The sequence below is a fragment of the Ornithinimicrobium sp. INDO-MA30-4 genome, assembly GCF_021535045.1.
In the GTDB taxonomy this organism is placed as follows: domain Bacteria; phylum Actinomycetota; class Actinomycetes; order Actinomycetales; family Dermatophilaceae; genus Ornithinicoccus.
Window position 1 is genome coordinate 481,890 of sequence record NZ_CP091056.1, and the last position, 14,837, is coordinate 496,726.

Consider the following 14,837-nt stretch of genomic DNA (forward strand, 5'->3'; position numbering starts at 1 on the left):
CCATGAAGCGACCGCTAGCCCTCATCGCCGTGTCCACTGCTCTGGCTCTCTCAGCCTGCTCCAGCGAGAGCGCTACCACCATTGCCCAGAACGACGCCGGGACAACGTCGAGCCCGGGGAGCGGCGCTGTCGACTCCAGCCAGCAGTTTCCAGACGTCCTCGAAGTTGAGGCGACAACCTCGGGCGAGTCGGCCTCGTTCGCCGTCACCATCTCATCGCCCTATGACACTCCCGAGCGGTATGCGGATGGTTGGCGGGTGCTGGATCAAGACGGCGAAGTTCTCGGTGAGCACACGTTGGGTCACGACCACGCCAGCGAGCAGACCTTCACCCGCACGCAGTCTGGAGTCGACATTCCCGAGGGGACAACCAGCCTGACGATTGAGGGCCGAGACCAGGAGTTCGGCTATGGGGGAGAGGTTGTGACTCTCGACTGGCCGATCTCCGGCTGACTATTTGCTCCGCGTGTCGCGATCACTTCTCCGTAACAGTTGTGACACGAGGGGTCTATGTGGCAATCTGAGGGCAGCAGTATCGCGACGCGTAGATCGTGGTGTCGGCTAGGTGAGGCCGTTGGGGAAGACGTCCCTCAAACCTAGGAGGCCAGGATGTCCGTTGTGATGCCGCGAGTTGTGACTCGCGGGGTGGTGTTCATTCACTCCACCCCGACTGCGCTGTGCCCGCATATTGCGTGGGCACTGGAAGGCGTCCTGGATACCCGGGTCGCTCTTGACTGGACCCCGCAGCCTGCCCAAAACGGTGGAATGCGCACCGAGTTTTCGTGGACCGGTGAGCAGGGGACAGGTGCACAACTTGCCAGCGCCATGCGCGGCTGGGACGGCCTTCGTTATGAGGTCGTCGAGGAAGCCAGCCGCGGGGCCGATGGTGCCCGGTGGGTGCACACCCCGCTTTGGGGATTCACCACGCCCGGTTGTCAGCCAACGGTGACGTTGTCATCAATGAAGACCGGGTGCGCAGCATGATGGCCAGTGCCGGTGGCCAATGGGGCACCTTCTCTGCAGAAATGGACGTCGCTCTTGGCTCGGCCTGGGATGCCGAGCTTGAGCACTTCCGCTACGCCGGTGAGGGCGCACCCGTGAAGTGGCTCCACAAGGTCGGCTAGTCCGGGCGTCAACTCAGAATTGCTTAGCGGTGCATTGAACTCACGAGTTCGTGCACCGCAAGCATGTGGTCTGCAGATGCTTCCCACGTAAAGTGCTCAGCCTGATCTCGCGCCGCGGTGCGCGCTGCAGGATCGTTCAGGAGCGCCGTGATGGCATCAGCGAAGGCGCCCGGGTGGGACCGCGCTGCCAATCCTCCTTCACCGACCACTTCGCCCAAAGCCCCCTCGACGGGACAGACGGTAGGGACCCCACAGGCAAGTGCTTCGAGTGCGGCCAGACCAAACGTCTCGACTGGCCCTGGAGCAATCGCGGCATCGGCCAACGTCATCTGATGAGCCAGTTCTGCCCGGTCGGTGATGTAGGCATGGAACTTAATCGGCAGATCCTGCGCCATGCCAATCAGCTCGTCGCGCATGGGCCCATGACCCAAAACAGTCATCTCCACGTCGTGGCCGCGTTGCAGCAGGACCTCCATTGTCTTAATCGACAACTGGGGGTTTTTTCGGGCGACAACCGGCCGCAGTGAATGATGTGCGCGGGTCGACCATCAAGCGGGGGTCGGGGCGCCCCGGGGCGAAGGTTTCTAAATCCACCCCGAGCGGGACGACCTCGGCGGGCACTCCCATCCGGTGAAACTCCTGAGCAGAGTATTCGCTGGGGGCCACGATCATGTCGTATGCCTTTGCGCTACGCCCGTTCACCACATTCGCGAGGAAGTGGGCAGGCTTGGCCGGCACCGGCGTGCGTCGGTCCATGATGCCCGTCAGGTTTTCGTGGCTGATCATGATCGATCCAACGCCGTTCTTACGCGCCCAAGCTCCCGTCCAGCGCAAGGTGGACCGATCTGAGACCTCGATGGAGTCGGGCTGCAAGCGATCAAGCAGTGCAGTGATCTCTGAGCGCTTCCAGATCAGGGAGTAGCCGCTTGAGCCCACTGGCAGGGCGCCGACGCGATAAATCTTTCCCTGGGGCTCCTCCGACTCGGGCTCACCCGGTCCCGGGATCACCAGTGAAACTTGGTGCCCGCGTGCGCGATAGACCTGCCCCCATTCGCGCAGGGCAGTCTTGATCCCGCCGGAGGTCGGGCTGACGAAGTTGGCAATTCGAACAATATGCATAGCCCCGCCAACCTATCGGTTGACGGGGCTATCCGGCTGTCACGGACGACTAGAGATTCGTCACTATAGCGGGATGTTGCCGTGCTTTCCGCGCAATTGCGGAGCATCCAAAATCGCCTTCGCTAGTGCAGAGCGGGTCTTCTTGGGCGCAACGATCTCGTCGATAACGCCGATTTCGACGGCTCGTGGCAAGCCGCCCGTCATCTTGGCATGGCTTTCAGCCAATTCGGCCTCTGCTGCTGCGCGCTCCTCAACAGGAACTTCAGCCAGCTTGCGGCGGTGCAAGATGCGAATCGCGGCAACGTGTCCCATCACTGCAATCTCGGCGGTGGGCCAAGCGAAGACTCGCGAGGCACCCAACGAGCGGGCGTTCATCGCGATATAAGCACCGCCATACGTCTTGCGCGTCACCAGAGTCACGCGCGGCACGACAGCTTCGGCAAAGGCGTGCAGCAGTTTGGCGCCGCGACGCACCACGCCATCCCATTCCTGGCCAACACCGGGCAGATAGCCGGGCACATCGACCAAGACGATAAGTGGCACCCCGAAGGCATCACACATCCGAACGAAGCGTGCGGCCTTCTCAGCCGAGATGGAGTCCAAGCAGCCACCAAGGCGCATCGGGTTGTTGGCAATGACACCAACGGTGCGTCCACCGAATCGACCCAAGGTGGTCACGATGTTCGGTGCCCACTTCGGGAAGAGCTCGACGGCCTCAGAGTTCTTGTCCAAGACGTTTTCGACGAGGGGTGCACGTCATACGCGCGCTTTGCCGACTCAGGGAAGGTCGAGGCCAGGTCGCGGTCCTTGACCTTGTCCACCTTCAACTCGCCCTGGCTCGCCAGCAGGTTGCACAACACGCGGCCCTGCTCGTAGGCGTCGTCGGTCGTCTGGGTGACCACGTGGACGACGCCGGAGCGGCGTCCGTGCGGCTCTGGGCCACCGAGGCGCAACGCATCGACTGATTCGCCGGTGACCGAGCGGACCACGTCCGGACCGGTCACAAAGACACGACCATCGGGCCCCAAGACCACGATGTCCGTCAGTGCAGGACCGTATGCGGCGCCACCAGCGGCTGCACCAATCACGACCGAGATCTGCGGGATAACACCGGAAGACCGCGTCATGATGGCGAAGACTTCGCCGACGGCGTGCAGCGAGACAACGCCTTCAGCCAACCGAGCGCCACCGGAGTGCCACAGCCCGACGATCGGGACCTGCTCCTCGAGCGCCCGCTCATAGGCGCGCACGATGACTTTGCAGCCTTCGACGCCCATGGCGCCACCTTGGATGGTGGCATCGGAGCAGAAGGTCACAACGCGCGTGCCCTTGACGGTGCCAACGGCGGCTAGAAAGCCGGACATGTCCTCATCGCTGATGAGTTCAACCGTGCCGTCGTCATAGAACGTCTCGAGGCGCTTGCGCGGGTAGCGCGGATCGTCTTCGCGTGGCGGCTTCACCTTGGCGCTGGCCGCGGCCGAAGCCTGCGACGAAGCAGCCGAGGGGAGTGGACACTCATCAGACGCTCCGGAAGGTGAGAGCGACGTTGGCGCCGCCGAAGCCGAAGGAGTTGTTCAACGCTGCGATGTCTCCGTCCGGCAAAGCACGTGCTTCACCGGTGACGACGTCGAGGTTGATCTCAGGGTCCTTGTCGACCAAGTTGATCGCGGCCGGAACGGTGCGGTGATAAACGCTCAACACGGTGATCAGGGCTTCGAGAGCGCCAGCAGCACCCAGCAAGTGTCCAGTCATTGACTTGGTTGCCGTCACCGGAATGGTGGGAGCCAAATCACCGAACGCTCGGTTGATTGCCTTGGTCTCGGCCAGATCGCCCACTGGGGTTGAGGTGGCGTGTGCGTTGATGTGCTTGACGTCGCTCAACTGCAGGCCACCGTCTTCGACAGCCTCGACCATGGCGCGGGCAGCGCCCTCACCATTGGGCTCACCTGCGGTGATGTGGTACGCGTCCGACGACATACCGACACCGGAAAGGTAGGCGTAGATCCGGGCTCCACGCGCCAACGCGTGCTCTTCAGACTCCAGCACCATCATTGCCGCGCCTTCGCCCATGACGAAGCCATCGCGGTTGACGTCGTAGGGGCGAGAAGCAGCGGTTGGATCGTCGTTGCGAGTCGACAGCGCCTTCATCTGGGAGAAAGCGGCCAGCGGCAGTGGGTGCATTGCTGCCTCAGTGCCACCGGCGACCATGACATCTGCGCGACCGTCCCGAATCATCTTGGCGGCCATGCCCATACCCTCAGCGCCACTAGCGCACGCGCTCACGGGGCAGTGCGCACCGGCACGTGCGGACAGGTCGAGGAGACCGCAGCGGCGGGGCCGTTGGGCATCAGCATGGGCACAGCAAGCGGGAAGACGCGGCGGGGGCCCTTTTCTTTCAGGACGTCCCACTGGTCGAGCAGCGTCCAGACGCCACCGATGCCGGTGCCGATAGCGACGCCGAAGCGCTCCTGGTCGACGTTCTCAATGCCGGCGTCAGCCCACGCTTCGCGCGAAGCGATGAGGGCATACTGGCCAGCGGGGTCATTGCGGCGAACCTCGACCTTAGGCAGCACTTCGCTGGGCTTGGTCTGCAGAGTGGCGGCAAAAGTAACGGGCAGCTCGTATTCATCGAGCCATTCCTGAGGCAACGGACGTGCGCCGGAGCGCCCCGCCAAAATCGATTCCCAGGTTTCGGTCATGGTGCCGCCCACGGGGGTTGTTGCACCCAACCCGGTGACGACTACGCGACGCTCACTATTGGCGGACATTCTGTGGCTCCTCAGCAATTACGAGTTCAGACCTAGGCAGTGCAGTGGCGGTGGGGACCGCCAAGGCCCGGTATGCGGCACTGCCCGGGGGCGTGCGCGGCATACCGGACCGAAAGTGGATCAGCCCTGGTTCGAGTTGATGAAGTTGACGGCATCGCGGACGTGGGTCAGGTTCTTGACCTCGTCGTCCGGGATGCGAACGCCGAACTTGTCCTCAGCGTTGACGACGATGGTCATCATCGACAGCGAGTCAATGTCGAGGTCCTCGGTGAAGGACTTGTCCATCTCGACTGCGTCGGTCTCAACGCCGGTCTCTTCGTTGACGATCTCGGCCAGGCCGGCGAGGATTTCGTTTTCGTTCAGTGCCATGGTGTTTCTCCTTGGTGTTGTCGGCTTGAGGCTGACCCGGGATACCCGCCGGGCCACGGGAGGGTGTGGTTACGGCATGACGACGACTTGAGCGGCATAGGCCAACCCAGCGCCGAAACCGATCTGCAGGGCAAGGCCACCCGAAGGGACGTCGCCTGCTTGGAGCATCCGGTGCATAGCCAGCGGCACCGAAGCTGCTGAAGTGTTGCCCGTCGTGGCGATGTCGCGGGCAACCGGGACGTCTTCTGGCAACTTCATCGCCTTGACCATCGCATCGGAGATACGCATATTGGCCTGGTGTGGCACGAAGGCATCGAGTTGGTCTGGCGTGACGCCAGAGGCCTCTAGGGTCTTTTTGGCTATCGGCGCGATCGAGAAGACGGCCCAGCGGAAGACCGACTGACCCTTCATCTCGATGTAAGGCCAACGAGGAGTCAAGCCAGACTCGGGGTTCTCAATCGCTTCGCGCAGGTTGAGCCAGGAGTCCTTTGGACGATGTTGTCCCACTTCTCACCGTCCGAGCCATACAGCGTCGGGCCAATGCCCGGGAAGTCGCTGGGTCCTACGACAGCCGCGCCTGCTCCGTCAGCAAAGATGAAGGCACTGCCGCGATCGTGTGGATCCACGAAGTCTGAGAGCTTTTCAACCCCGACGACGAGAACATGCTTGGCACTACCGGAGCGGACCATGTCGTTGGCCATCGAAATGCCGTAGCAGTAGCCAGCGCAGGCTGCCGAAAGGTCGAGGGCGCCGGGGCTTGAAATGCCCAACCGAATGGCCAAGAGGGAGCGGCCGCAGGGTTTGGTACGGGTGGCTGATCGTCGCGAACAGGATGAAGTCAATGTCGTCGGCAGTGACACCGGCTTGCTCCATGGCTTGCAGGCTGGCGGCCTCGGACATGTCGATGATCGACTCGTCTGGGGCGGCAAAGCGACGCTCAATGATTCCAGTGCGCTGCTGGATCCACTCATCTGAGGAGTCGATGTTCTCGCAGATTTCGGCGTTGCTGACCACACGCTCGGGGCGGTAACTGCCCAAACCGTGGATGCGAGCGTGCTGGACCGCGGGCGGAATGGTGAGAGCGGGCTGGTTGGGCTTGGGCGTGCTCATTCGGAATCCTCCGTGGGGTGCAAACGCAGCAGTGGTTGGCCGGGGGCGACTGGGTCGCCGGGCTCGGCTAGCCATTCAGTGACGTGGCCCGGGTGCAAAGCCTTGACCTCGTGCACATCGCGACGGCCTTCGATGCGGCCGATGACATCGCCTGGTGCGACCGTGTCGCCGACAGCGACGACGTGCTGCAGCATTCCCTTTCGGGAGAGACGATCAGGCGCCAGGTGGGGCTCTCGGCTTCGTCCTCGTCCGAGGAGTGCTCGCGGATCATCCGGTGTGCTTCATCAAGCTGATCGGGGGTCTTCAACGCCAGGAGTTCAACGCCAGGCATGGCCCTCTTGGCCAGGCCAGCCAAGGTTCCCGCCGGCGGAATCTCAATGAGGCCGGTCACGCCCAGATCAGCGAAGGTCTGCATGCACAGGTCCCAACGGACCGGGCTGGAAACCTGGCTAACCAGTCGACGCAGGACCTCGCGGCCCTCCTGCACGACGTTGCCGTCGGCGTTCGAGACCAGTTTGGTGGGGGTCGTGCACCGAAATTGCTCGTGCGTAGCGGCCGAGGGTGTCGACTGCTGGGGCCATGTGCTCGGTGTGGAAGGCGCCTGCAACCGGCAACGGGATGACTCGTGCCTTGGCGGGTGGGTTGTCCTTCAGCGCGGCCAACTGCTCGTGCGTGCCAGCGGCAACGACTTGTCCGGCGGCGTTCATGTTGGCTGGCGTCAGACCGTGCTGCGCGATGGCGGCCGCAACCTCGTCGGCGTCTCCGCCCACGACTGCAGACATACCGGTGGGGCGGGCAGCGCTGGCTTCAGCCATACCGCGGCCACGCTCTCGCACAAACACCATGGCCTGCTCGGCGCTCAACACACCTGCGGCTGAGGCGGCGGTGATTTCGCCGACCGAGTGACCGGCGCCAACTCCGACTGCGCGGAAGCCGTCGGCCGGGTGCTGGAAGAGCGCGAGCAGCGAGATGAGTCCTGAGCCAACAATCAGTGGCTGGGCCACTGCAGTGTCTTTGATCGTCGCAGCGTCGGAAGTGGTCCCGTGTGCGACCAAGTCCATTGAGGCCACAGCGGAGAGCCACTCCATGCGATCACGGAAACCGGGCAGTTCAAGCCAAGGGGCGAGGAAGCCGGGAGTCTGGGAGCCCTGTCCGGGCGCAACAATTGCTAGCACGTGTTCCACTCTGCCGGGTGAAAGTCTCCACATGTGTCAACGATGCCGACCAGATACGCCGGTGGTGTTTGTAGGGATCCTACAAAAGGGGCAGGTTACTGGCGAGGACGACTGCTCATTGTGTCGCGCCACACACTGGAACGCTGCTCGCTAAGTAGACCCAGCGACAAGGCCATCTGCGCGACCCAGGCGCCACGCGACGAAGTCAGGTCCACGTCGACGATGTCGTCAATCCGGCGCAGGCGATATCGCACCGTGTTGGGGTGCACAAAGAGGAGGCGACCAGTTGCCTCCAGCGCACCACCCGTCTCAATAAATGCCTGCGCAGTTTCCAGCAACGACGAGCCTTCATCGCGCAGCGGCTTGTAGACGCGATCTACCAAAGTTCGCCTGGCGGGGGCTTCTCCGAGCAGCGCGCGTTCGGGGAGCAATTCGTCGGCGCTGACCGGTCGCGGCGCTTGCGGCCAGGCATGGACGGCGTCGAGCCCAGACAAAGCCGCGCGCGCTGAACGGCCGGCCGCAAAGAGGTGGGGGACAACAGGTCCGATGACGACCGGGCCCTCCCCAAAATTGGGGGCCAAGACGGTGGCGTGCGCTAGCGGGTCGGTTGTTCGGCCTAGGACACAGATCAATCGATTGCCTTGCACCGCCGTCAATGCCTCAATACCTGCGCGCCGAGCCGCCTGCCGGATTGCCACCAAGACAGTGCCAGCGTTGGAAGAACCCACAGGTCGGGGCGCTGTGCCCGCGAGCACAGCCACCGAAGTGACATCCGACCACTCCAACTCGGCGGCTCGGCTACGCAGCGTGTCGTCGGCTTCACCGCGGACCACCGCGTGGACGACGAGAGATTCAAGTCGCGCGTCCCAAGCGCCGCGAGATTCGGCGACCGAGGCATAGATGGTGGCAGTGGCGAAGGCGACCTCCCGCGAATAGCGCAAGACACCTTCACGCAATTGCGCCTGATCTTCAACATCAGCCAACAGCGCGACATGGTCCTCAACAGTGTCCACGGTCGTGCGCACGAGATCGAGAGTCTGGCTCAGGCTGATCTTTGGGCCAACTCGCGTGGGGCCGTGCCGAAGATGTCGGAGGCAATCGTCGGCTGATCGGCTCCACTTCGATACCACGAAAGAAATGCCGCCACCCCAGCCTGGGCGACAAGTGAAACCCACGAGCGGTCCTCGGCAGAAAGCTCTCGATACCAAGCGAGATCGGCCTCCATCCGCTGAGCCGCTGCGGTGGCCACGGTGCCAGCGTGGCGGGCAGGCAAGTCACGCGGATGGTCGGCAGGCATGGGGTCAACTCTAGTCCCCATCGGTGCTGTCGTGGGCGGCTGCAGTTGTGCCAGATTCACAATGAAGGTGTGATGGGGGAATGGAGCAGCCTTTGATCATTGCCCACCGCGGCGCTAGCGGGTATCGACCCGAGCACACCTTGGCCGGCTATGAATTGGCGGCTCGAATGGGGGCCGATTGCCTGGAGCCAGACTTGGTGTCGACTGCCGACGGGGTGTTGGTGGCCCGTCACGAGAACGAGATCTCAGGAACGACCGACATTGCGCAGCGAGCCGAGTTTGCGGACTACCGCACAACGAAGGTCATCGACGGCACCGAGGTTGTTGGCTGGTTTACCGAGGACCTGACCTGGGCGCAAGTCCAGACGCTGCGCGCCATCGAGCGGATCCCGCAGTTGAGGCCCGCGAATACGGACTACAACGGGTTGTATGCGGTGCCCAGGTTTGAGGAGATTCTGGCGCTGCGCGAGCGGCTCAGCGATGAGCTTGCTCGCGAGCTGGCCGTCTATCCGGAAACCAAGCACCCGACATACTTTGCGGGTTTGGGGTTGGCTCTGGAAGAGCCGCTGATGAAGGTGATCACGGATGCCGGACTCAACCATGCTGATGCTCCGATATATATCCAGTCGTTCGAGGTCGGCAACCTGAGAAAACTGCGTCGCGACCTTGGCTGTCGGGCCAGGCTGGTGTTTCTCGCTGACACTGATGGCGCGCCGGCTGGGGACCCGACCGGTAAGACCTACGCGGAGTGGCTCACCGCAACGGGACTGAGCGAATTGGCGGGCGACGTCGATGCACTTGGCCCCCACAAGGACCTGGTGTTGAACCCACTGCTGTTGAACCCACTGCCCGGCGTGCCGTCACTCGTCGAGCGAGCCCATCTTGCTGGACTCGTGGTGCACCCTGGACGTGCCGGGCGGAGAATGCCTTCCTTGCACAGGCCTGGCAATCAAGCGAAGCCCCCAGTGAGCACGGCGATGTGGCCGCAGAAGTGACGGCCTTGTTGGGCCTGGGTGTTGACGGAGTTTTTAGCGATCACCCCGATCTGGCCGTTGCTGCGCGAGATGCCTGGTGGCAACGCAAAGCGCCACCCCCAGTAGTGAGGAGTGGCGCTTTTCGCTTGCGTGTTACTTAGGCGTCGCCGCCTGCTTGGCCGGACTTGCCGGCACGCACATCGTCGATGCGGTATTTCTTGAAGGCTTCGCGCGGGACCGACGGGTCGATTTCGCCGCGATCCGCCAGCATCTGCAGGGCCTTGACCGCCATGGATGGGCCATCAATGTGGAAGAAGCGACGGGCTGCGGCGCGGGTGTCGGCGAAACCGAAACCATCTGCGCCGAGCGCGTAGAAGTCCTCCGGGACCCATTGCGCGATCTGGTCTTGCACTTGACGCATCCAGTCGCTGGTCGCGATGACCGGGCCATTGCCCTCGGAGAGGCGACGGGTGACATACGGGACGCGACGCTCGGCGTCTGAATCCATGAACGCGTCCTCGTCGCAGTCCATAGCCTCACGACGCAACTCGGTCCACGAAGTCACCGACCACAGGTCAGCAGTGACACCCCAGTCGTCGAGCAGCAACTTGCGGGCCTCCTCAGCCCACAACATGCCAACACCCGAGGCCAAGAGGCGCACGTGCTTACCTTCACCGGCGTCCTCGCCAGCCTTGACCAGGTGCATGCCCTGCAAAATGCCATCGACATCGACGTCCTCAGGCTCAGCAGGCTGCTCCATCGGCTCGTTGTAAACGGTGATGTAGTACAAGATGTCTTCCGGCGTCTCGCCATACATCCGGTCCAGCCCGTTGCGGATGATGTGCGCGATCTCGTAGCCATAGGCCGGGTCATATGACACAACCGCTGGGTTCGTCGCGGCCAACATCTGTGAGTGACCATCAGCGTGCTGCAGACCTTCACCGGTGAGCGTCGTGCGGCCAGCGGTCGCGCCAATCATGAAGCCGCGAGTCAACTGGTCGGTGGCAGCCCAAATGCTGTCACCGGTGCGCTGGAAGCCAAACATCGAGTAGAAGACATAGAACGGCACCATCGGCACACCGTGTGTCATACGACGAGCCAGCAGCCGTCAACGCGGCTAGCGAGCCAGCCTCGTTGATGCCAACGTGCAAGATCTGACCGGAGACGGACTCCTTGTAGGCCAGCATCAGGTCAGCGTCGACCGAGTTGTAGTTCTGCCCGTTGACGTTATAAATCTTCGCCGTCGGGAAGAAGCTGTCCATACCGAAGGTTCGGGCCTCATCCGGGATGATCGGCACAATGTGCGGGCCGAACTCCTTATCGCGCATCAAATCGCGGAAGATACGGACAAACGCCATCGTCGTGGCGACGCCCTGCTTACCCGAGCCTTTCTTTGCGGCCTTGTAGGCCTTGTCGTCGGGCAACTTGAGCTTTTTGCCAGCCTGCGGGCGGCGCTCCGGCACATTGCCACCAAGCTTTTCCCGACGCTCCATCATGTATTTAATGGCCGGGTCGTCGGCACCAGGGTGGTAATACGGAGGCGCGTACGGATCTGCCTCAAGCTGCTCGTCTGTGATCGGGATCTTCAGCCCGTCGCGGAAGTCCTTAAGGTCATCCAGGGTCATTTTCTTCATCTGGTGCGTGGCGTTACGACCAGCAAAGTGACTGCCGAGGCTGTAGCCCTTAATCGTGTGCATCAAGATAACGGTGGGCTGACCAGTGTGGTTCTGCGCGGCCTGGTAGGCAGCGAAGACCTTGCGGTAGTCGTGGCCACCACGCTTAAGCTTCCACCAGATCTCTTCGTCAGACCAGTCCTTAATGAGTTCCTTGGTCCGCGGGTCGCGGCCAAAGAACTGATCGCGGATGTAGGCACCATCGTTGGCGCGGAACGTCTGGAAGTCACCGTCTGGCGTGGTGTTCATCAGGTTGACCAAAGCACCGGAGTTGTCGCCCTCAATGAGCGGGTCCCAGCCGCGGCCCCAGAGGACCTTGATGACGTTCCAACCGGCCCCGCGGAAGTACGCCTCAAGCTCCTGAACGATCTTGCCGTTGCCTCGCACCGGTCCGTCGAGTCGCTGCAGGTTGCAGTTGATGACGAAGTTGAGGTTGTCCAACTCGTCGTTAGCTGCGACCTGAAGCAGACCGCGTGACTCGGGCTCATCCATTTCGCCGTCACCGAGGAAGGCCCACACCTGCTGCTTGGACGTGTCCTTCAACCCGCGGTTGTGCATGTACTTGTTGAATTGCGCCTGATAAATGGCGTTCATCGGGCCAAGGCCCATCGACACCGTCGGGAACTGCCAGAACTCGGGCATGCTGCGCGGGTGTGGGTAGGAAGGCAGCGCCTTGACCTCACCGTCGACAATGTGGCTCTTTTCCTGACGGAAGCCATTCATCTGGTCTTCGCTGAGCCGGCCCTCCATGAAGGCGCGTGCATACATACCGGGGGAGGCGTGTCCCTGGAAGAAGACCTGGTCTCCGCCGCCTTCGTGATCGCGGCCGCGCCAGAAGTGGTTGAAGCCCACTTCGTAGAGAGTCGCAGCCGAGGCATACGTGGAGATGTGCCCACCAACAGAGATGTCCGGGTGCTGAGCGCGGTGCACCATGACCGCGGCATTCCAGCGAATCCAGGCGCGGTATTTGCGCTCGAGTTCTTCATCACCGGGGAACCAAGGCTCGGACTCAGGGCTAATCGTGTTGATGTAGTCCGTCGTCGTCAGCGAAGGAATCCCGACCTGCTCTTGCCTGGCTCGCTCGAGCAACTTGAGCATGAGGAAGCGCGCCCTGCGCCGACCGCCAGCGTCGATGGCACCGTCAAGAGACGCCAACCACTCCTCGGTTTCCTCAGGGTCCGTGTCCGGGATTTGGCTCGGGAGCCCGTTCAGGATGGGACCGGAGTTGCCTCGGTCATTCGCCACGGCGCGTCCTCTCTCTGGTTGGTCAGTCGTATTCGGGGATTAGTCTGTCACGGCGGTATGCACGGCGACAGTCTCGGTGGCCCAACCGAGAATATTTGACAGGGAAATAGGGCTTTTCCCCCTGCCAGTCGACTCTGCGGCGTGCTTGCGTAACACTAGGTTGGTATTTACATCAGTGTTCGCGTCTCATCAGGAGACCGAGCAACCTCTGAAAGGAGTGGAACGTGGCAGGCACCGATAGCGGCCGCTTGGCCGGACCGGTGAAGAAGTTGGGCTTTAAGGCCGGACAGATCGTCATCGAGTTTGGGTATGACGAAGATGTGAACGAAGACTTCCGCGCAGCAATTGCCGAGATCGTTGAGTCACCGTTGGAAGACGAGGCTTACGACGGAGTCGTCGATGCCGTGCTCCTCTGGTGGCGCGAAGGCGACGGGGACCTCACTGATGAGTTGGTCGACGCACTCACCATGGTGGAAGAAGGCGGCTTTATCGCCGTGGCGACGCCTGGCATCAGTAGCCCCGACCGTGTCGAGGCCCATGAACTGCAAGATGCGTGCAACACCTCTGGTCTGACTGCGGCCGGTGCCGTCCCGATTGGCACCGACTGGGTCTCTCAGCGACTCGTGGGACGCAAGTGAACGAGCCTGAGTTTGGCCTCGACAGCCCAAAGTCGGCGAGCCAGCGCTCGACTTCACCCTGAGCGATCAGTACGGCGTGGCCACCACTCTGTCTGAGGCCGTAGCCGACAAGCACGCGCTGTTGGTGTTTTATCCTTTGCTTTCTCCGGTATCTGCACCGGAGAATTGTTGGAAGTTCAACTCAACATTGATCGATTTTCCAATGACGCAGTGCAGGTTTACGGGGTTTCGTGCGACCCGATACCAACCCTCAAAGCCTGGGGCGCTCACGAAGGTTTGCGCCTTCCCTTGCTCTCAGACTTCTGGCCACACGGTGACGTAGCCCGCGACTATGGCGTCTTCCACGAAGAGTCGGGTATGGCTGTCCGTGGCACTTTCCTTGTGAGCCCGGAAATGAAGATCGACTGGTCCTTGGTGCACGGGCCTGGACAGCAGCGTGACATTGGCACTCTGCACGACGCGGTCAAGCACCTGATCTGACGCTGCACCATCAAACGACGCACTTGGTCTCGCTCTGCTAAGAGGAAGCCTCCGCACCAGTTTGCAGTGGATGAAGAGGTAGAGCGGCAACGTCGCTAGCCAGACGCACAGGGTTATCCAAAGAATGTCGCTGCCGGTTGAGTCGACTCCTCGTTAACGATTCAGATGCGCCAGCCGTAGCGTCCACCGAGGGCCTCGACTATCGGCATGCCTTGTTCTGGTGGACGTGGTGGGCTGCTGTTGGGTGAGTGTCATGGCCTTGCCTCCTAAATCGGCATTCGGCGGAAGAGTCGGTAGTGGACCCACAGGATCAGCGGTGTGATCACGAAAATGGCGATTGCCATCGGAGCCATGAGGTCAACAACCATGGAGGGGTAGTCCTGCCCCACGGCAAGAAAGAGCGCTGCGATCGAGAGCGCGATAGCCGCTAACGCTAGGTTCACGATCAGCGCGACAGCGACACTCAGGATACCGCGGGTGACGCCCCAGCCGGCCCAAATCGTACCTGCCACGCCGAGGCAGGCGAGGCCCAGAGGGCCAAGTGAAAGAGATAGTCCGATACGCCTAACGAAAAGCGCATCGGCCCCTCGGCCGTTGGGCTCAGCGCGACGCGTCCGTATGGGGTAAGGGTTGCCTCTGCAACCGCCCAGGCCGTGAAGAGCGCCGACCAGAGGCCCGGGATGATGAAACTAAGAACCGCCGCTGTGAGGAAAGTTCTTCGGCGGGCGAAGCCCAAACTCAAGGCGAACGGCGCGGCGCTCTGCCACCACAGCACAACCCACGCGAAGACCAGGATGGCGTAGACATCTGCCGGAAAGCCGGTAGAGATCCGACCGGTTTGTGCTGAACGAATCGATGGTTCGTTG

At 62.2% G+C, this 14,837-nt stretch carries 11 protein-coding genes and 6 pseudogenes; 5 read left to right on the forward strand and 12 right to left on the reverse strand.

Going from position 1 to position 14,837, the window contains the following annotated elements:
- Positions 1–2 precede the first annotated feature (2 nt).
- Both L0A91_RS02835 and L0A91_RS02840 read left to right on the forward strand, forming a co-directional pair.
- Positions 3–452 (forward strand): hypothetical protein, encoded by a 450-nt coding sequence (locus tag L0A91_RS02835; RefSeq protein ID WP_235245788.1) that lies wholly within the window; start codon positions 3–5, stop codon positions 450–452.
- 168 nt (positions 453–620) lie between these two features.
- Positions 621–1,123, forward strand: a pseudogene (locus tag L0A91_RS02840) (DUF3145 domain-containing protein).
- A 23-nt stretch (positions 1,124–1,146) separates the two neighbouring features.
- Here the strand turns inward: L0A91_RS02840 and L0A91_RS02845 are convergent.
- From L0A91_RS02845 to L0A91_RS02890, 10 genes and pseudogenes are all read right to left on the reverse strand, one after another.
- Positions 1,147–1,614 carry a glycosyltransferase gene (locus tag L0A91_RS02845; protein ID WP_235245790.1) on the reverse strand — a complete coding sequence of 156 codons (468 nt, stop codon included), beginning with the start codon at positions 1,612–1,614 and terminating at the stop codon, positions 1,147–1,149.
- Positions 1,604–2,242: a glycosyltransferase gene (locus L0A91_RS02850; protein WP_235245791.1), complete on the reverse strand. Its 639-nt coding sequence runs from the start codon at positions 2,240–2,242 to the stop codon at positions 1,604–1,606. The genes L0A91_RS02845 and L0A91_RS02850 overlap by 11 nt, the downstream gene beginning before the upstream one ends.
- 63 nt (positions 2,243–2,305) lie before the next feature.
- Positions 2,306–3,702, reverse strand: a pseudogene (locus tag L0A91_RS18165) (acyl-CoA carboxylase subunit beta).
- Between the two features lie 58 nt (positions 3,703–3,760).
- Positions 3,761–5,010: pseudogene (gene fabF, locus L0A91_RS02860) on the reverse strand (beta-ketoacyl-ACP synthase II).
- 120 nt (positions 5,011–5,130) lie between these two features.
- Positions 5,131–5,379 carry an acyl carrier protein gene (locus L0A91_RS02865; protein ID WP_220120756.1) on the reverse strand — a complete coding sequence of 83 codons (249 nt, stop codon included), beginning with the start codon at positions 5,377–5,379 and terminating at the stop codon, positions 5,131–5,133.
- A gap of 69 nt (positions 5,380–5,448) precedes the next feature.
- Positions 5,449–6,489 (reverse strand): annotated as a pseudogene (locus L0A91_RS02870) (beta-ketoacyl-ACP synthase III).
- Entirely contained in the window at positions 6,486–6,683 is a 198-nt protein-coding gene (locus L0A91_RS02875) for a biotin/lipoyl-containing protein (protein WP_235245792.1), read from the reverse strand. Before L0A91_RS02875 ends, L0A91_RS02870 begins: the two are co-directional and overlap by 4 nt.
- Positions 6,684–6,742: 59 nt before the next feature.
- A pseudogene (locus L0A91_RS02880) lies at positions 6,743–7,664 on the reverse strand (ACP S-malonyltransferase); the annotation flags it as partial.
- A 95-nt stretch (positions 7,665–7,759) separates the two neighbouring features.
- The gene (locus L0A91_RS02885; protein ID WP_235245794.1) at positions 7,760–8,677 is read right to left on the reverse strand and encodes a CdaR family transcriptional regulator; all 918 of its coding nucleotides are present in this window, start codon (positions 8,675–8,677) and stop codon (positions 7,760–7,762) included.
- A gap of 29 nt (positions 8,678–8,706) precedes the next feature.
- Positions 8,707–8,961, reverse strand: coding sequence for a hypothetical protein (locus L0A91_RS02890; RefSeq protein ID WP_235245796.1), 255 nt, complete (start codon positions 8,959–8,961; stop codon positions 8,707–8,709).
- 80 nt (positions 8,962–9,041) lie between these two features.
- On the opposite strand from L0A91_RS02890, the gene L0A91_RS02895 reads away from it, so the two are divergent.
- Positions 9,042–9,956 carry a glycerophosphodiester phosphodiesterase family protein gene (locus tag L0A91_RS02895; protein WP_235245799.1) on the forward strand — a complete coding sequence of 305 codons (915 nt, stop codon included), beginning with the start codon at positions 9,042–9,044 and terminating at the stop codon, positions 9,954–9,956.
- A 136-nt stretch (positions 9,957–10,092) separates the two neighbouring features.
- On the opposite strand, the pseudogene aceE reads toward L0A91_RS02895, so the two are convergent.
- A pseudogene (gene aceE / locus L0A91_RS02900) lies at positions 10,093–12,853 on the reverse strand (pyruvate dehydrogenase (acetyl-transferring), homodimeric type).
- Positions 12,854–13,077: 224 nt separating this feature from the next.
- Here aceE and L0A91_RS02905 point away from each other — a divergent pair.
- Both L0A91_RS02905 and L0A91_RS02910 read left to right on the forward strand, forming a co-directional pair.
- Positions 13,078–13,491 (forward strand): DUF3052 domain-containing protein, encoded by a 414-nt coding sequence (locus tag L0A91_RS02905; protein WP_235245801.1) that lies wholly within the window; start codon positions 13,078–13,080, stop codon positions 13,489–13,491.
- 168 nt (positions 13,492–13,659) lie between these two features.
- Positions 13,660–13,971, forward strand: coding sequence for a redoxin domain-containing protein (locus tag L0A91_RS02910; protein ID WP_311197972.1), 312 nt, complete (start codon positions 13,660–13,662; stop codon positions 13,969–13,971).
- Positions 13,972–14,237: 266 nt separating this feature from the next.
- Here L0A91_RS02910 and L0A91_RS02915 read toward each other — a convergent pair whose 3' ends face one another.
- Positions 14,238–14,483, reverse strand: a complete 246-nt coding sequence (locus L0A91_RS02915) for a hypothetical protein (protein ID WP_235245802.1) — start codon at positions 14,481–14,483, stop codon at positions 14,238–14,240.
- Positions 14,484–14,837 lie beyond the last annotated feature (354 nt).